This is a genomic window from Winogradskyella sp. ABM4_392, assembly GCF_056160445.1.
This window is the reverse complement of record NZ_JBSWXE010000001.1, coordinates 719,067-737,671: the sequence shown is the minus strand read 5'-3', so window position 1 is coordinate 737,671 and position 18,605 is coordinate 719,067. Positions and strand designations below refer to the sequence as shown.

Here is an 18,605-nt window from a genome sequence, read left to right as displayed (position 1 = left end):
ATTGTTACTTTTTAACTTTTATCTGGTTCTGCTTCAGACAATTTCATAGGGAATAACTTTTTAATGGTTTCAATACGACCATTTAAAATTGTATCCTTACTAAATTGGTTCTTCTCTTTCTCTTCTAACATCGCTTGGTAAACTTTATCAACACCTCGATACTGTTTTAAATTACCATACAAACGTTTTGCTTCTCTTTCTCTTAAGAAATTATAGGCTGCTACAAGTTCGTTTTGTACATCTATGTATTTCTCGTAAGAAGTCTCTCTGTCATGCTTCATAGAAATGATTGCCTTGTCAGGATGATCTGATGATGCTCTATCACCATGTTGTTCAGAATTTAAACGTTTTCCTTTACAGTAATCACATCGTTCACCTGCTGCATTAGTTCCACCTCCGTTATCTAAAAAGTCTATTGCAGCTTGTCTTAAATCCTTTAATTCCATTTGCTCTTCTTCTACAAGCAGTTGGTTATTACGGTTTATAAGAACTGTAAATAGGTTTTTTTGTTTAATAATAGGTGGTTCTACTTCAGAGTCGTCAATAGGTGGCAAACTTCTTAATAAACCTTTGTCTTTTTCTATTGTAGTAGTTACAAGGAAGAAGATAAGTAGTAAGAAGGCAATGTCAGCCATTGAACCTGCATTAACTTCTGGTGCTGCTCTTTTTGCCATACCTTATTATTTACTTATTACTTTTTTAACTCCTGAGAATATCATTGCTAATGCCGCAACTATAATCAACACATAGAATGCTGTTAAACCAGCACCTACCATATGTGATTGACCTTCTGTTGCAAATCCTTCTTGCAGTTTATATTTCATAGTGTCTCCACCAGAAACTACATAAGAGATAATTAAGACAGCAGCAAATGCTCCCACACCTATTAACGTGTTTTTTAGTCCAGACGTATTTGTGAAAAGATTTTTTATTACAAAAACCACCACAAACGCTAAAACTAGAATCAGGATGATGTAAGCGATGTAAGCCATAGGGTCTACAAGACCGGCATTTTCGCCTGTTTTTATTGATTCGTCACCAGCAGCAATAATTCTCACTAAGGAAACAATCCCAGCCAGACTTAAAATTGCGGCAACTATTTTTAATATTTTATGTAACATAGTTTATATGATCTTTTATTTTTTGTGTCTTACTAATAAGTCCATCAATGTAATTGATGCATCTTCCATGTCATTTACAATACTATCTATCTTAGCGATGATATAGTTGTAAAATATTTGAAGAATAATAGCCACAATAAGACCAAATACTGTTGTTAAAAGTGCTACTTTAATACCACCTGCTACTAATGATGGCTGCATGTCACCTGCTGCTTCAATCTTATCAAAGGCCTGAATCATACCGATTACCGTACCCATGAAACCAAGCATTGGTGCTAATGCGATGAATAATGAAATCCAAGACACGTTCTTTTCTAACTGACCCATTTGCACACCACCATAAGCTACTACAGCTTTCTCAGCAGCATCGATATCTTCGTCAGCTCTATCTAAACCTTGATAGAAAATTGAGGCAACTGGTCCTTTTGTGTTTCTACAAACTTCTTTAGCAGCTTCAATACCACCAGATGCAAGTGCATCTTCTACATTTTGAGTTAATTTTTTAGTGTTTGTAGTTGAAAGGTTTAAAAAGATAATTCTCTCAATAGCGATTGCTAAACCAAGAATTAAACATAATAATACAATACCCATAAAGCCTGGGCCACCTTCAATAAAACGCTTTTTTAATTCTTGATGGAAACTCAAATCTTCACCTGCTGCGTCATCAGCATCTTGAGTTACTGTAGTGATAGTTGCTGTTGTACTTGCTAATGTTGTTGCATTGGCATTAACAGTTCCGATAGCCATTAAACATGTTATGGCAAGAATAGAAAATAATCTTTTCATTGTTCTTAATCTTAATTTTATTAGTTAAAGTGTTAAAGATAAAAAAAATAATGTAACAATCGCCTAAAATCTATGCAGAGAGGAAGGGATTCGAACCCTCGATACCCTTTTGGAGTATACACACTTTCCAGGCGTGCGCCTTCGACCACTCGGCCACCTCTCTCTAAATTTTATCAAAAAATTACGGTGTGCCAAATAACGAAAAAAACTTTAAACACTAAAATTTGTATCGTTAATTTTAAGTCATTTCGCCACGTAGCGAAATTTCATATGTTTTTTTGAATTCTGATTGTGGTATATTCTCTCCTAAAAGATACATTAATTTAGTAATGGCAGCTTCTGTAGTGATATCTTTACCCGAAATAACTCCAATAGATTTTAATAAAGAACTTGTTTCATATTGTCCCATATTAACACTTCCTCCTGCACATTGCGATACATTAATTATATGAAGACCTTGAGATATGGCGTTTTTTAATAATTCTACAAACCAATCTTCGGTTGTTGCATTGCCTGCGCCATAAGTTTCTAGGATTAAACCTTCAAGTGTTTTGCAGTTTAATATAGTCTCAATTAAAGCCTTTGAAATACCAGGAAATAACTTTAAAATACCAACATTCGTGTTCATTTTTGTTCGAACAATCAATTGGTCTGTTGATTTTGCATTCAACAAATACTCCTTATTAATATTAAGGTGTACTCCAGATTCTGCTAGGTTAGGATAATTAAAAGACTCAAAAGCTTCAAAATGCTCTGCATTTATCTTGGTTGTTCTATTACCTCTGTATAATTTGTATTCAAAATAAAGCCCTACTTCTTTAATAACTGGCAAACCATCTTTTTGTAACGATGCCATTTGAATAGATGTTATTAAATTCTCCTTAGCATCAGTTCTTAGGTCACCTATTGGCAATTGCGATCCTGTAAAAATCACTGGCTTTGACAAATTCTCTAACATAAAACTCAGTGCTGAAGCAGAATAACTCATAGTGTCACTACCATGTAAAACCACAAAACCATCAAACGATTGATAATTAACTTCAATAATTTGAGCAATATCTGCCCAATACTTAGGATTCATGTTAGAAGAGTCTATTGGCTCTTCAAAAGAAATGGTTTCGATATTACAATCTAATAGGCGAATCTCAGGAATACGTGTTAAGATGCTATCAAAATCAAATGCTCGTAACGCTCCTGTATCGGCATCTTTTATCATACCAATTGTTCCTCCTGTATATATTAATAAGATATTAGGTTTTTGCATACTATATACCAAATACGTGTTTTGAGTTTTGGGTTGTAATGTTAGCGACATCTTCGATGCTCATTCCGTAAAGTTCGGATAATTTTTCTAATACCTTAATAATATATAAACTTTCGTTTCGCTTGCCACGATATGGTTTTGGAGCCAGATAAGGCGAATCTGTTTCTAACACAATGTGTTTTAAATCAATTTCATTTATAAACTGATCTATTTTCCCATTCTTAAAGGTCACCACTCCACCAATACCTAATTTCATATTGTAAGATATTGCTCGGTGTGCCTGCTCTAATGTACCAGTAAAACAGTGAAAAATCCCAAAAAGGTCATCTGATTTTTCTTGTTCTAAAACTTCAAAAATCTCATCAAATGCTTCTCTGCAATGAATAACGATTGGTAATTTGTATTTTTTTGCAAGATTTATTTGATACTTGAATGCTTCAATCTGTATATCTAATGTTGATTTGTCCCAATATAAGTCAATTCCTATTTCACCTACAGCATAGAATTTCCTTTGAGACAACATGTCCTCAACATGTGCCAATTCTTCCTTATAATTTTCTTTTACATGAGTAGGATGCAAACCCATCATTAAAAAAATGTTCTCAGGAAAATCTTTTTCGAGCTGAAGCATTGCTTCGGTATAAGTAGAGTCTATTGCAGGAATAAAAAAACGTGAAATATTAGAGTCCAAAGCACGCTGAATCATAACTGCTCTATCGTCATCAAAAGCTTCACTATATAAATGTGTATGTGTATCTGTAATTATCATTTGCCAAAAATAATCGTTTAGAATATTATATTTACACAAATTTTTAAAATGGAAACGTTAAAAGACTTTCTAGAAGGTAAAGGTTACTCTAAGATAAAACTCAAATTGACTAAGACTAATCATTTTGAAATAAAGGCTACTATTAATGGAGTTAAAGGGCGTTTTATTTTAGACACTGGAGCTTCAAGTAGCTGCGTGGGTTTTGAAGCCATAGAAAGATTTAACCTTAGAGTAAAAGATTCCGAAATTAAAGCTGTTGGAGCTGGTGCTTCTAATATGACTACTCAAATTTCTAATTCTAATAACTTAAAAATTGGTAAATGGAAAAAAAACAGAGTCGCTTTGATTCTTTTTAATCTTTCACATGTTAACAACGGTCTAATTAATCATAATGCAGATCCTGTTGATGGTATTATTGGTGCCGATATCTTAAAAAAGGGAAAGGCAATTATCGATTATGATAAAAAATACCTCTATTTAAAACTTAAAGAAATTTCTTAACCCAGAGATTCTTATTATATTTAAACTCCCTAGTTGAATAATAGCTTAATGAGCCCTACCATCATAATAGCAGATGACCACCCTTTGGTGCTAAAAGGTCTTCAAGATTTTTTACACGAGAAAGAATATAATGTCCTTGCCAGTGCAAAAAACGGCAAAGAAGCTTTGGCATTAATAAAAGCTCATGTACCAGACATTGCAATTCTAGATATTAAAATGCCCTTTTTTACTGGTTTACAAATTGCAGAAAAATGTAAAAAGGCAAATCTTAAAACCAAAATAGTCCTTATTACTTTTGAAAAAGATGAGAAAATATACACCGAAGCCAAATCTTTGGGTGTTTACGGTTATGTGTTAAAAGAATTTGCATTAGACGAAATTGAAAACTGCATTGCTTCAGTGATTAAAGACAAGCCATATTTTAGTCCTGAACTTTTAGCTTACATAGAAGTTGATAATGGACCTGAAGAATTAAAAAACTTGACAAAAACGGAGCTCAAAATCTTAAAATTAATTGTAGAAAATAAGACTGCAAAGGAAATTGCAGAGCATTTATTCATCTCTCCAAGGACTGTAGAAAAACACAAAAGCAACACTATCAGAAAGTTAGGTATAGAAAAAACACCTAATAGCTTGTTAATTTGGGCAAAAGAGAACCAAAACTATATTTCTTAAAAAATACGTAAGGTTACGTATATTATCACATTATTTTATTTCAGAAATTTACACTGTTATTAATTAAGGGTTAATAACGAGCTATTAATTAGTTCTTAGGGGATTATTTGAGCCTTGGAGTCATCCAAGGCTCTTTTTTATGAAAAAAACTCAAAAAATACGTAAGGTTACGTATAGTATTGCATTATAATTATTCGGAATTTTACAGAGCTATTAATCAATGCCTCAGATTATAATCTCAAAAAGCTCTGGGCTGAACTTAAAGTTCAGAGCTTTTTTTAAAAAAGAAACATCATGGAAACAATGAAAGATAATACTGCAAAAAGGGATAAGGTATTTATGATTCTATTAATTGTAAGTTCTGTTATAGTTATCTCCGCGAATATAGCTGTTAATTTTTTTAGTTAATTTTAGTTAGTTACTCTTTGTTAGTTAGGAGTAAAAAAAGCGCAATTAGTGATTAATTGCGCTTTTTTAATATCTAAATTTTCAAAAATCTACATTTCTAAAGCTTTCTTTGGATTATTATCCATTAATAACTCTACAGGATTTTCCAAAGCTTCTTTAACAGCCACTAAGAATCCGACAGATTCTTTTCCATCAATAATTCTATGGTCATAAGATAAGGCCACATACATGATAGGTCTAATTTCAACCTTTCCATCTATCGCTACTGGTCGCTCTACAATGTTGTGCATTCCTAATATACCACTTTGTGGAGGATTAATAATTGGGGTAGATAACATACTACCAAATACACCACCATTAGAAATAGTAAATGTACCGCCTGTCATTTCATCAACAGTAATTTGACCATCTCTAGCTCTTAACGCTAAACGCTTAACTTCTGCCTCTACACCTCTAAAGGTTAGGTTTTCTGCATTTCTAATTACTGGCACCATTAAACCTTTAGGTCCAGAAACCGCAATGCTAATATCGCAGAAATCATAAGAAATCATTTCTTTACCATCGATCATTGAGTTTACAGCAGGATACATCTTTAATGCTCTCACAACAGCCAAGGTAAAGAAACTCATAAAGCCTAAACTTACACCATGCTTAGTCTTAAAGTCTTCCTTGTATTGTTTACGTAAATCAAAAATTGGAGACATATCAACCTCATTAAATGTGGTTAACATGGCAGTAGTATTTTTTGCCTCAACTAAACGCTCAGCAACTTTACGACGCAACATTGACATCTTACTACGTGATGTTCCTCTGTTTCCACCTGTTGGTGTACCCATAGATGGTATAGCATTTACTGCATCATCTTTAGTAATACGACCATCTCTACCTGTTCCTTTTACTGAACTAGCATCAATTCCCTTTTCGTCTAATATCTTTTTAGCTGCAGGACTTGGTGTACCTGTTGCATAAGTCTTAGATTCTGCTGTTGGCTTAGGCTCTTCTTTTTTAGGAGCCTCTTCTTTCTTTTCTTCTTTTGCTGAATCATCACTTCCACTACCTTCTGGCTTCTCAGCACTTGTATCTATTAAACATACAACTTGCCCAACAGCAACAGCATCTCCTTCTTCGGCTTTTAAAGTAATTGTACCACTAGCTTCAGCAGGCAACTCTAACGTTGCTTTATCACTATCAACCTCAGCAATAGCTTGGTCTTTTTCTACATAATCTCCATCTTCTACTAACCATTCTGCAATTTCTACCTCAGTAATTGATTCGCCTGGTGAAGGCACTTTCATTTCTAAAATCATGCGTTTATTGTATTTAACCTTGTTTTGGTTTAATTATTCTTACTTTCTTATTTGGTTATTTTTTTTCTTATCAAAAACGTAATCGATAACTTCTTGATGTCTTATTTTTGAACGAACAGAACTTCCTGCAGCAGGAGCTCCATACGGTCTTCTACTAGCAGCTCTCCAAGTTCTTGCCTCATCTAAATGCATCATCATATGACCATAAGCTCCCATATTTCGTGGTTCTTCTTGTGCCCAAACAACATCTTCTGCGTTTTTATATTTACCTATAATGCTTTTTATTTCGTCTATTGGTAAAGGGAATAATTGCTCTATTCTCACTAAAGCAACATCTCCTCTTCCTAACTTTTCTTGTTCTTCTAAAAGATCGTAATAGAATTTACCTGTTACAAAAACTAATGTTTTAACTTTATCAGCTTTGACACTTGTATCATCTATTACGGTTTGAAAACTTCCGTTTGCAAATTCTTCTACAGTAGAAATTACCTTAGGATGACGTAGTAAGCTTTTTGGTGTAAACACAATTAATGGCTTTCTGTAATTAGCCTTCATTTGTTTACGTAACAAATGAAACATATTTGCAGGTGTTGTACAGTCTGCAACAAACATATTGTCTTTTGCACACAATTGTAAGTAACGTTCCATACGACCCGAAGAGTGCTCTGCACCTTGACCTTCATAACCATGAGGCAATAACATGACTAATCCGTTAGACGTTTTCCACTTATCTTCACCAGAAGATATGTATTGATCTAACATAATTTGAGCACCATTACTAAAATCTCCAAATTGTGCTTCCCAGATTGTTAAAGTGTTAGGACTTGCCATAGCATAACCATAATCAAAACCTACTACACCATATTCTGATAATAATGAGTTATAAATATTGAATTGTCCTTGGTTGTCCGACACATTTTTTAGTAAGATAATTTCTTCTTCACTGTCTTCTACTTTTACAACAGCATGCCTGTGAGAAAAAGTACCACGCTCTACATCTTGACCAGAAATTCTAACATTAAAACCTTCAGCTAATAATGAACCATAAGCCAAATGTTCTGCCATTGCCCAGTCTAATCTATTTTCATCAAACATAGTTTGACGCGATTCTACCAAACGCTGAATCTTTCTGATAAACTTTTTATCTTCTGGTAAATTAGAAATAACCTTTGTAATATCAGAAAGTAGTTCTTTTGAAACTTTTGTGTCTACTGGCTTCATCATTTCACTTTCGTCCACACGTTCAAAATCTTTCCATTGCTCGTGCATAAAAGGAGAGATTTTAGTCTTTTCTACCTTACGAGAATCTTCAAGCTTTTCTTCTAATTTATCCTTGTAATCTTTTTCAATTTTAGAAACATGGTCCTTATCTATTACACCTTCAGCAATTAGTCGCTCTGCATAAATATCCCTAGGGTTTTTATGCTTTGCAATTGCTTTATATAATAGTGGTTGTGTAAACTTAGGTTCATCACCTTCGTTATGACCATATTTTCTATACCCTAATAAATCTATAAATACATCACGCTTAAATTTCATTCTAAAATGAAGCGCAAACAACGTTGCATGTACTACAGACTCAGCATCATCTGCATTAACGTGTAATACAGGAGATAAGGTTACCTTACCAACATCTGTACAATAGGTACTAGAACGACCATCTAAATAATTTGTAGTAAAACCAATTTGGTTATTAACTACAATATGTACAGTTCCGTTTGTTTTATAACCATCTAATTGTGCCATTTGTACAACTTCGTACACTAGGCCTTGACCAGCAATTGCAGCATCACCATGAACTACAATTGGTAAAACCTGTGAGGCATCCTCAATTTCCGGCTTGTCTTGTTTTGCTCTAGATATACCTTCTACAACTGCACCTACTGTTTCTAGGTGCGAAGGGTTTGGAGCAATACTTAGGTTTATCTTTTTACCAGAGTCAGTTTCGCGATCACTTGTCCAACCTAAGTGGTATTTTACATCACCATCAAAAATCTGTTCTTCGTAATCTTTACCATCAAACTCACTAAAGATATCTTTAGCAGATTTTCCAAAAATATTTGTTAGCGTACTTAAGCGGCCACGATGTGCCATACCCATAACAAACTCTTTCACTCCGTATTCTGCCGCTGTTTCTATCATAGCGTCTAAAGCAGGAATAAGAGATTCGTTACCTTCTAAAGAAAATCGTTTTTGACCTACATATTTAGTATGTAAGAAGTTTTCAAATGAAACCGCCTCATTTAATTTTCTTAAAATGTTTTTCTTTTGGTCTGGCGAAAACTGAGGATGATTATCATTAACATTCAGTTTTTCTTGTATCCACTGAATTTCCTCTGGTTTTCTTATATACATATATTCCACACCAATAGAATCGCAATAAATACGCTCTAAGTGATCGATAATACTTTGTAAGGTTGAAGTGCCAATACCTATAATTTCTCCTGCTGAGAAAACAGTATTTAAATCACTTTTAGAAAGTCCGAAATTCTCTATTTCTAAAGTTGGTGCGTATTTTCTTCTGGCTCTTACCGGATTGGTTTTTGTAAACAAATGTCCTCTGTTTCTGTAACCATCTATAAGCTTTACAACCTGAAACTCTTTTTGAAGCTGTTCAGGGATTTGAGGAGAAACACCTTCTACTATTTCACCATCCATTCCATAATTTTCTGACCCGAAATCGTAGCCTTGAAAAAAGGCACGCCAACTCGGTTCTATGGCATCTGGATTTTTAAGATATTGGTCGTATAAATCAGCAAAGTATGCTGTATGTGCTGCGTTGAGAAAGGAATATTTATCCATTATTTTTACGAGACGTTGTCGTTTCAACAAAATTTCTTCAAAAATACAACTTTTAGTAGATAAACTATCTGTTTTATTATATTTATAACAAATAAGGATTTAAGAATTATTAAGATGATAAAATTTAGATTAAAGACTGCTAAAAAAATGATTTTAAGTAGTGCTCTTTTATGTTTTTTTGTGATTTCCTCAAATGCACAAAGCATTAGTGACGATGAAGGTTTTTGGCAAAATGTTCAATTTGGAGGTGGTGTAGGCTTAAACTTTGGAGATGGTTTTTTTAGTGCAGCTATAGCTCCTAATGCTTTATATAATTTCAATCCTTATGTAGCCACTGGTGTGGGACTCAATTTTCAATACAGCTCGCAACGTGATGTTTTTAAATCTACAGTCGTCGGAGGTAGTGTTATTGGCTTGTTTAATCCTTATAGAGAATTACAACTATCCACTGAGTTTGAACAGCTTTATGTAAACCGTGATTTTGACGAGCAGTTTGTAAGCAATGTAGATGATAGCTATTGGTACCCTGCGCTTTTTTTAGGCATTGGTTACCGAAATGGAAACATCACTTTTGGTATACGATACGATGTGTTATATGATGAAGACAAAAGCATACAAAACCAAGCATGGATGCCTTTTGTAAGATTTTGGTTTTAAAGGTCTGACTAATATTTATTCTTATACCAAACTTTTTGCCACTCTCTTTGAAGTATAAGAAAAGTAACATCTTCTGATAATTTAACAACATCTTCACCATCAAGTAACCTAACCTGCTTTTCAGAGACATCAACCTGATAAAGCAAATTAAGATAGTCTGAGAATTTGTGCTGAATAAGATGAAGAACAGCATCTTGCAAAACTAACTTAAGACTAGTTGGTAACGTATCTTCATTAAATTCTAAATCAACATTTGCAAAAAGCAAGTCTTTATTTAGCTGAACTATTAACTTCTTATATAGCTTTAATTTGTTTGCCTCAACTATTAAATCTTCAAAATTTACAGGCAATGCCATTATACGCGTCTATTCATTAATTGCTCACCAAACAATTGGAGTATTTGTTTTTTGCCATTAGAAATATTTAATTTCTCTAAAACACTAAACGCTTTTTTGGTATAATCTTTAACAGCAAATTGCGTGGCATCTGTCGCACCAGAAGCATTAAAAAGCAGCTTTACTTTCTCAACTTTTTCTGAATCAGATACTACTGTACTATTCATTAAATCTAGTAAGTTAGATTTTTCAGCTTCACTACCTAATTCCTGGGTTTTGAGATACAGATAGGTTTTCTTGTGCTCTAAAATATCGCCACCTACTTGTTTACCAAATGTTTCTGGGTTACCAAAAGCATCTAAGTAATCGTCTTGAAGTTGGAAAGCAATACCAAGATAACGTCCAAAATCGTAAATCAAATTTTGATCTTCTGCTGAAGCTTCAGCAACAATAGCTCCCATTTTCATGGCAGCTCCTACCAAAACAGCAGTCTTATACTCAATCATTTTTAGATATTCTGGTATTGTGACGTCATTACGGGTTTCAAAATCAATATCATATTGTTGACCTTCACAAACTTCTAAAGCTGTTTTACTAAATAATTTTGCCAAGGCCTGAAAGATTTTTGGCTCGTAGTTTTCAAACAATTGATACGCTAAAATAAGCATGGCATCACCTGAAAGAATTCCTGTGTTTATATCCCACTTTTCATGAACCGTCTCTTTCCCTCTACGTAATGGAGCATCATCCATAATATCATCATGTATCAACGAGAAATTATGAAAAACTTCCACGGAAAGTGCCGCATTCATTGCCAATTCTGCCTTACTACCAAAAATATCAGCAGTCATTAAAGTTAATACTGGTCGAAGACGCTTTCCACCTAACTTCAATATATAATTTACAGGTTCGTAAAGATTTACAGGTTCTCTATTTATAGCAAAATCCTCTAAATACTTAATAAAGGACTTCTGATAAGCTTCAATGTTTTGCATAAGACAAAAATAAGGCTTTCGTCATATTTAAAGCTAAAGTTAACAATGTTAAATAATTATTAAAACTTTGGAAACTTTTTTTGTTTTTAAAGTTTCCATAAGTATTTTTGCCCTCTAGTTTAATAAGATAGTCCGTTTATACGGAGCACATATATGAGAGAAAAAATAATTGATAAAGCCACTGAACTATTTCTTACACTTGGGTTTAAAAGTGTAACCATGGATGATATTGCCAATGAATTAGGTATATCTAAGAAAACGATTTACGTTCATTTTCCTAACAAAACAAAACTGGTAGAATCTACAACATTACATATGTTTGAGACTATATCTTGTGGTATTGACCATATCTGTTCGTTCAAGAAAAATCCAATAGAAGAGATTTACCAGATAAAAGCTTTTGTAATGGATCATCTTAAGGACGAAAAATCTTCACCACAGTATCAACTACAAAAATATTATCCAAAAATCTTTTCCTCACTTAAACTAAAACAGTTTGAGGTTATGCAAAGTTGTGTAATTGAAAACTTGAACAGAGGCTTAGAACTTGGCTTATACCGAAGTAATATAGACGTAAAATTTATATCAAGAATATATTTTAATTGTATGATGACCCTTAAAGATCAAATGGTATTTCCACTTAAAGACTTTTCTATGAAAACACTTATGGACTACTATTTAGAGTATCACTTAAGAGGCATTTGCACACCAAAAGGTTTAGAAAAACTAACAGAACTATTAGAAATCAATCAAAATCAACAATAACCAATGAAAAAAACAATTTTAACTCTAATTGTAATAACCATAGTTTCGTTGGGTTATTCTCAAGAGCAACCAACTAGCTTTTCGTTACAAGAAGCTATTGATTATGCATTAGAAAATAACCGACAAGCTAAAAATGCAGCTAGAGATATCGACGCTGCCAAACAGCAAAAATGGGAAACTACAGCAACTGGTTTACCACAGCTTAATGCAACTGTAAACTATCAGAATTTTTTAAAGCAACAGGTTTCTCTTTTACCTAACGAATTTTTTGATCCTTTTAGTCAAATCAGAAACCTTGATGAATATTACAGTGAATTATCTTCACCTAGTGGTATACCAGAAATCCAACCTGGTTTTACAGAGGTCATATTCGGAACAAAACAAAATGTAAATGCTACGGCTACTTTAAGTCAATTAATTTTTGACGGATCGTATTTGGTAGGGCTTCAATCTGCAAAAGTGTTTTTGGAAATTTCTAAGAACGCAAAAGATAAAACTGACCTAGAAGTAAGGAAGGGAGTTATCAATGCCTATGGCAATGTACTTCTGTCTGAAGAAAGTGTTATTATCTATGAAAAAAATATTGCTGTACTTCAGAAAAATTTAGATGAAACCACTAAAATTTATGAAAATGGTTTAGAAGAAGAAGAGAGTGTAGAGCAATTACAAATTACGCTTTCTAATCTTGAAAGTAGTCTAAACAATGCCAAGCGTCTTAGAGGAATTGCTTACCAAATGTTCAATATTACTTTAGGTATAGACTATAATACTGATGTTACACTAACTGAAAATCTCGAAGATTTAGCAGAAAAAAATATTTCTCTTGAAAGTTTAACACAAGAAAATGATGTTACATCAACTGTAGACTACAAAATTGCTGAAAACGATAAGCGTTCAAAAGAACTCTTATTAAAATTAGAAAAAAGTAAAGCTTTACCTCAACTTAGCGCATATATCAACGGAGGATATCTTGGATTTGGAGATGATTTTTCTTTCTTGGAAAAAGAACAGGATTGGGCTGGTTTTTCATCTTTTGGTTTCAACCTTAACTTGCCAATATTTAGTTCTGGTGGAAGAAGCGCTGCTACTCAACGTGCAAAAATTAATTTAGAAAAATCTAAAGACGACCTCACCGAAACCGAGCAACGTCTAAAGTTAGAAATTGAAACTGCAAGAAGTAATTACAAATTTGCTACTGAAGATTACAATAATAAAAAGCAAAATCTTGCTCTAGCAGAGCGTATCGAAAGAAAAAATCAAACCAAATTTTTTGAAGGAATTGGATCTAGCTTTGAGTTAAGACAAGCGCAGACACAATTATACGCTGCTCAACAAGAATTATTAAAAGCAATGCTAGATGTAATTAATGCAAAAGCTGAGCTAGAAACACTAACAAACCAAACAACCAACTTTTAAATCAATTAAAAAATGAAACATATAATTAAACTAACTCTAGTAACTGTTCTTTTGGTCTCTTGTGGTGGAGGCGAAAAAGCAAAATCTGTAGAAGATTTAATTGCATCTGGTAATTTAGAGCAATTACGAACCAAAAAATCTGAACTAAGCGAACAACAAAAGCAAGTAGAATCTCAGATTAAGGCAATAGATGCAAAAATCAAAGAACTCAATCCGCTACTTAAAGTACCTTTAGTTACAACATTTGAGGCTAAGGAAGAAAAATTTGAACATTTTGTAGAACTTCAAGGTAATGTTAACACCAAACAAAACATTATTATCTATCCAGAATATTCTGGTGTTTTAACTAAGGTTTACGTTAAAGAAGGCCAAAAAGTTAGTGCAGGACAGGCTTTAGCAAAAATAGATGATGGTGGCTTAGGGCAACAGTTGGCACAAATGCAAATTCAGGCGGATTTGGCAAAAACCACTTTTGATCGTCAAAAGCGTCTTTGGGACCAAAAAATAGGAAGCGAAATTCAATACCTACAAGCTAAATCTAATTTCGAAGCGCAGCAAAAAGCTATCAGCCAAATGCAACAACAAATTGGTAAGACTATCGTAAGAGCACCTTTTTCTGGGACTATAGATGATGTTATTACAGAACAAGGAACTGTTGTTGGTCCTGGTCAATCACAACTTTTCAGATTGGTAAACCTTAACTCCATGTATATAGAAACTGATGTGCCAGAAAGTTATTTAACCAATGTTACTGAAGGTAAAACAGTAGAGGTAAATTTTCCGGTTCTTAATAAGAATATGACTGCAACTGTGCGCCAGGCTGGTAATTTTATCAATCCTGCCAATCGTACTTTTAAAGTTGAAGTGGCTATACCAAATTCTGACAAAACCATAAAACCTAATCTTACTGCAAAACTTAAGATTAATGATTACACTAACGAGAAGGCCATCCTTATTCCTCAGAGTATCATTTCAGAAAATGCTGAAGGTGAGCAATATGTTTACACTGCAACTTCAAAAAATGACAGTATAGCAACCGCTAAACGTGTAATTATAAAAACTGGAAAAACCGAAGGAGACTTCATTGAAGTATTATCTGGTCTAGAAAATGGTGCAGAACTTATAGACGAAGGTGCTCGTAGCGTTAAAGACGGACAAGAAGTAAAAATTCTTGAAATAGAATAAAAAAAACAACTAACCAAATTAAAGTCTTTTTATAATGACTGATAAATTTAAAAAAGTATTCAAAGAGTTTCACTTATCATCTTGGGCTATAGATAACAAGACCACGATGTACGTACTCATTGCTGTAATATTAATCTTGGGAACTTCTGCATATAGGTCTATGCCTAGAGAAAACTTCCCAGAGATTAAAGAAACAAAAATCTATATCAGCACTATTTATCCTGGAAACACTGCTGAAGATATAGAGAAATTAATTACTAACCCTATTGAGGACAAAATCAAAACAGTTAGTAACGTAATAGAGATTCAATCTACATCATTAGAAGACTATTCTTCTATTATGGTAGAGTTTGATGAGAATATTTCGGTAGATGCTGCAAAGCAAAAGATAAAAGATGAAGTAGATGTAGAAACATCTGGTGAAGATTGGCCAACCTTTAATGGTGCCAAAGTACAGCCAAACATCTTTGACCTTAGTATGTCTGAAGAAATGCCAATTCTTAATATTAATATTTCTGGAGATTACCCAGTAGATAAACTTAAATCTTATGGTGAGTATTTAGAAGATAAGATTGAAAGTCTTTCAGAAATTAAAGAAGTAGACATTAGAGGTGCCCAAGAAAAAGAAGTTGAAGTTGCAGTAGACATCTACAAAATGATGGCAGCACAAGTAAGCTTTAATGATATTACTGGTGCCATTAGTAATGAAAACATGACTATTTCTGCTGGTAACTTAATCTCTAGTGGACAACGTAGAACTATACGTGTTATTGGTGAAATTGACACACCTGAAGAATTAGAGTCTTTTGTTGTAAAATCTGAAAGAGGTAATGCAATCTATCTTAAAGATATTGCAGAAGTTAACTTTAAAGACGAAGATAAGACAACCTATGCAAGAGAGTTTGGTGAAGAAGTTGTAATGCTAGATGTTAAAAAGCGGTCTGGTAAAAACATGGTTGCAGCAGCAGAGCAAATCGTAGTTATTGTTGAAGATGCTGTAAATAATGTATTTCCTCCAGATTTAAAGGTTACCATTTCTAACGATCAATCCTCAAAAACCATTGGTCAGGTCGATGATTTAGTAAACAACATCATCTTTGGTATTATCTTAGTAGTAACGGTATTAATGTTCTTCTTAGGATTCAAAAATGCCTTATTTGTCGGTTTTGCAATTCCGATGTCCATGTTTATGTCGTTAATGATTCTAAACCTTCTAGGCTATACCATGAATACCATGATACTATTCGGACTTATTATGGGACTTGGTATGTTAGTGGATAATGGGATTGTTGTTGTAGAAAATGTTTACCGTCTCATGGACCAAGAAGGTATGAGCCGAATGGAAGCTGCTAAAAAAGGTATTGGTGAAATTGCTTTTCCTATTATAATTTCAACTGCCACAACTGTAGCTGCTTTTATTCCTTTAGGCTTATGGCCAGGAGTTATGGGACAGTTTATGAAATATTTCCCAATAACCTTATCTGTTGTATTAGGCTCATCTTTATTTGTGGCTATATTTTTCAACTCTGTATTAGTCTCTAGATATATGTCTACAGAAGACAAAGAAATGACCTTCAAACAAATCATTTCTATTTCGGCTGTTGTAGGACTTTTAGGATTATTAATAATCATTTTTGGAGGACCATATAGAGCCTTAGGTAGTGTTATGGTTGTTACAGTAATATTACTTTGGGCATACCGCTTATTCCTAAGAAGTTGGGCAAACGGCTTTCAAAATAAAGTATTACCACGTTGGGAGCGTATCTACGAAAGAACTCTAAGAGCTGCATTACGCGGCAAAAGACCTATCGCAATTACAATTATCACATTCGTATTACTGTTTGTTGCATTTGGTGGCTTTGGAGCCTCAATAGGTAGTCAAAGAACTAAAGTAGAATTCTTCCCAGACAACACACCAAACCAGATTATTGTCTACATAGAATATCCTGAAGGTACAGACATAAAAAAGACAAATGCCATTACAAAAGATATTGAGCAACGTGTCTATAAAATCATCAACCAAGATGCATACATTAATGGAGATTACAATTTCATGACAGAAAGTGCAGTATCTCAAGTTGGTGAAGGTGCAGGTAATCCTATGACAGATGGTGGTTCTCAAGCCGAAATGCCTCATCGTGGAAAGATTACAGCTACTATGCGTGAGTTTAAATTCAGAAAAGGCGCAGACAGTAACGAGCTATACAAAAAAGTACAAGAGAGTTTAAAGGACATTTATCCTGGTGTTACGATTTCTGTTGAAAAAGATCCTGTTGGACCACCTGCTGGAGCACCTATTAACTTAGAACTTTCTGGTGAAGATTATGCAGAATTAATTAATACTGCAGAGAAGATGCGAGATTTTCTTAATACCAAAAGTATTGCTGGTATTGATGAGTTAAAAATTGACGTAAACCGTTCTAAACCATCTATGCAAGTTCTTGTTGATAGAGAAAAAGCTGGTGAATTAGGAGTTTCTGCAGGCCAAGTTGGGCAACAACTAAGAAATGCGGTATTTGGAGCCAAAGCTGGTATCTATAAAGAAGGTGGTGAGGACTACGATATTTATGTCCGTTTTAATGAAGAAAACCGTTATAACAAAAGCGCTATTTTCAATCAGAAAATAACCTTCAGAGATATGGCTTCTGGCCAAATAAAGGAAATTCCTGTTTCTGCAGTAGCCACACAAAATAACACCTCTGGTTTTAGCGCTATAAAACACAAAGACACAAAACGAATTGTGACGTTGTACTCTGCATTAGCGCCTGGTTATACCGATGCTGCTGCTGTTGTAGCAGAAGTTCAGGATGCTATGAAAAGTTTTGATGGCCAACCTGAAGGAGTTGAAGTAGATTACACAGGACAGATTGAAGAGCAAAACAAACAAATGCAATTCTTAATGGGTGCATTTTTTGCAGGACTAGGTCTTATTTTCTTTATTCTTATTTTCCAATTCAACTCTATATCAAAACCCGCTATCATCATGTTGGCTATCTTTTTAAGTTTAATTGGTGTGTTTGGTGGCTTAATTATCACTGGTTCTGCTTTTGTAATAATGATGACTATGATGGGTATCATTTCATTAGCTGGTATTGTGGTGAATAATGGTGTGGTACTTTTAGATTATACACAATTACTTATAGACCGTAAAAAAGTAGAAAAAGACTATGACGACTCAGCCTACTTACATAAAGAAGATTTGCTCGAAGCTATAGTAAAAGGCGGAAAAGCGCGTCTCAGACCTGTTTTACTAACAGCAATTACTACGATCTTAGGTCTTATTCCGCTGGCAACTGGTCTTAACATTAATTTCTTCACATTATTTAGTGAGTTTGATGCTAATATCTATGTTGGTGGTGATAACGTAATTTTTTGGGGACCTTTAGCATGGACCGTAATTTATGGTCTGTTCATTGCCACGTTCCTTACCTTAATTGTAGTACCAATTTTATTCTACTTGGTAACACGTTTAAAAATGAGAATGTACAAAGCAAGAGTTGAATTGTTTAACGAAGATGAAACTTCAGAATCTAATAATTTAGAGATTGAAGAAAACGTTCAACTTGCAATGGATAAATAGAAAACTTTATAAATCCATATAAAGTGATTAATAGCGAGA

The 18,605-nt window shown here is 33.8% G+C and carries 16 protein-coding genes and 1 tRNA gene; 7 read left to right on the top strand and 10 right to left on the bottom strand.

Features of this window, described 5'->3' with window-relative positions; genetic code table 11:
* Window positions 1-11 precede the first annotated feature (11 nt).
* The 6 genes from ACXAFS_RS03170 to ACXAFS_RS03145 all read right to left on the bottom strand — a co-directional run bounded on the left by ACXAFS_RS03170 (window position 12) and on the right by ACXAFS_RS03145 (window position 3,940).
* Complete coding sequence (locus ACXAFS_RS03170) at window positions 12-674, bottom strand: ExbD/TolR family protein (protein ID WP_475305255.1); 663 nt, start codon at window positions 672-674, stop codon at window positions 12-14.
* A gap of 6 nt (window positions 675-680) precedes the next feature.
* Window positions 681-1,121: a hypothetical protein gene (locus tag ACXAFS_RS03165; RefSeq protein WP_475305254.1), complete on the bottom strand. Its 441-nt coding sequence runs from the start codon at window positions 1,119-1,121 to the stop codon at window positions 681-683.
* Between the two features lie 15 nt (window positions 1,122-1,136).
* Window positions 1,137-1,907 (bottom strand): MotA/TolQ/ExbB proton channel family protein, encoded by a 771-nt coding sequence (locus ACXAFS_RS03160; protein ID WP_475305252.1) that lies wholly within the window; start codon window positions 1,905-1,907, stop codon window positions 1,137-1,139.
* A gap of 75 nt (window positions 1,908-1,982) precedes the next feature.
* Window positions 1,983-2,070: transfer RNA gene (locus ACXAFS_RS03155), tRNA-Ser, on the bottom strand.
* A gap of 75 nt (window positions 2,071-2,145) precedes the next feature.
* Window positions 2,146-3,171: an asparaginase gene (locus ACXAFS_RS03150; protein WP_475305250.1), complete on the bottom strand. Its 1,026-nt coding sequence runs from the start codon at window positions 3,169-3,171 to the stop codon at window positions 2,146-2,148.
* A gap of 1 nt (window position 3,172) precedes the next feature.
* Window positions 3,173-3,940, bottom strand: a complete 768-nt coding sequence (locus ACXAFS_RS03145; protein WP_475305248.1) for a TatD family hydrolase — start codon at window positions 3,938-3,940, stop codon at window positions 3,173-3,175.
* Between the two features lie 48 nt (window positions 3,941-3,988).
* Between ACXAFS_RS03145 and ACXAFS_RS03140 the strand changes: the two genes are divergently transcribed.
* Window positions 3,989-4,441, top strand: a complete 453-nt coding sequence (locus tag ACXAFS_RS03140) for a retropepsin-like aspartic protease family protein (RefSeq protein ID WP_475305246.1) — start codon at window positions 3,989-3,991, stop codon at window positions 4,439-4,441.
* Between the two features lie 48 nt (window positions 4,442-4,489).
* The gene (locus ACXAFS_RS03135; RefSeq protein WP_475305244.1) at window positions 4,490-5,116 is read left to right on the top strand and encodes a response regulator; all 627 of its coding nucleotides are present in this window, start codon (window positions 4,490-4,492) and stop codon (window positions 5,114-5,116) included.
* Window positions 5,117-5,613: 497 nt separating this feature from the next.
* Here ACXAFS_RS03135 and odhB read toward each other — a convergent pair whose 3' ends face one another.
* The gene (gene odhB / locus ACXAFS_RS03130; RefSeq protein ID WP_475305243.1) at window positions 5,614-6,831 is read right to left on the bottom strand and encodes a 2-oxoglutarate dehydrogenase complex dihydrolipoyllysine-residue succinyltransferase; all 1,218 of its coding nucleotides are present in this window, start codon (window positions 6,829-6,831) and stop codon (window positions 5,614-5,616) included.
* Window positions 6,832-6,870: 39 nt separating this feature from the next.
* The gene (locus tag ACXAFS_RS03125; protein ID WP_475305241.1) at window positions 6,871-9,633 is read right to left on the bottom strand and encodes a 2-oxoglutarate dehydrogenase E1 component; all 2,763 of its coding nucleotides are present in this window, start codon (window positions 9,631-9,633) and stop codon (window positions 6,871-6,873) included.
* Between the two features lie 114 nt (window positions 9,634-9,747).
* Here ACXAFS_RS03125 and ACXAFS_RS03120 point away from each other — a divergent pair, with 114 nt between their 5' ends.
* The gene (locus ACXAFS_RS03120) at window positions 9,748-10,290 is read left to right on the top strand and encodes an alpha-ketoglutarate decarboxylase (protein ID WP_475305240.1); all 543 of its coding nucleotides are present in this window, start codon (window positions 9,748-9,750) and stop codon (window positions 10,288-10,290) included.
* A gap of 8 nt (window positions 10,291-10,298) precedes the next feature.
* Here ACXAFS_RS03120 and ACXAFS_RS03115 read toward each other — a convergent pair whose 3' ends face one another.
* Together ACXAFS_RS03115 and ACXAFS_RS03110 are read right to left on the bottom strand one after the other, a co-directional pair.
* Entirely contained in the window at window positions 10,299-10,646 is a 348-nt protein-coding gene (locus ACXAFS_RS03115) for a hypothetical protein (RefSeq protein ID WP_475305238.1), read from the bottom strand.
* Complete coding sequence (locus tag ACXAFS_RS03110; RefSeq protein WP_475305237.1) at window positions 10,646-11,620, bottom strand: polyprenyl synthetase family protein; 975 nt, start codon at window positions 11,618-11,620, stop codon at window positions 10,646-10,648. The genes ACXAFS_RS03115 and ACXAFS_RS03110 overlap by 1 nt, the downstream gene beginning before the upstream one ends.
* Before the next feature lie 153 nt (window positions 11,621-11,773).
* Between ACXAFS_RS03110 and ACXAFS_RS03105 the strand changes: the two genes are divergently transcribed.
* The 4 genes from ACXAFS_RS03105 to ACXAFS_RS03090 are packed head-to-tail and all read left to right on the top strand — an operon-like array spanning window position 11,774 to window position 18,566.
* Window positions 11,774-12,385, top strand: a complete 612-nt coding sequence (locus ACXAFS_RS03105; RefSeq protein ID WP_475305236.1) for a TetR/AcrR family transcriptional regulator — start codon at window positions 11,774-11,776, stop codon at window positions 12,383-12,385.
* A 3-nt stretch (window positions 12,386-12,388) separates the two neighbouring features.
* The gene (locus tag ACXAFS_RS03100) at window positions 12,389-13,801 is read left to right on the top strand and encodes a TolC family protein (RefSeq protein WP_475305235.1); all 1,413 of its coding nucleotides are present in this window, start codon (window positions 12,389-12,391) and stop codon (window positions 13,799-13,801) included.
* Between the two features lie 12 nt (window positions 13,802-13,813).
* A complete protein-coding gene (locus ACXAFS_RS03095) occupies window positions 13,814-14,986 on the top strand; it encodes an efflux RND transporter periplasmic adaptor subunit (RefSeq protein WP_475305233.1) in 1,173 nt (390 codons plus the stop codon).
* Between the two features lie 34 nt (window positions 14,987-15,020).
* The gene (locus ACXAFS_RS03090; RefSeq protein ID WP_475305232.1) at window positions 15,021-18,566 is read left to right on the top strand and encodes an efflux RND transporter permease subunit; all 3,546 of its coding nucleotides are present in this window, start codon (window positions 15,021-15,023) and stop codon (window positions 18,564-18,566) included.
* The last annotated feature ends 39 nt before the right edge of the window (window positions 18,567-18,605 follow it).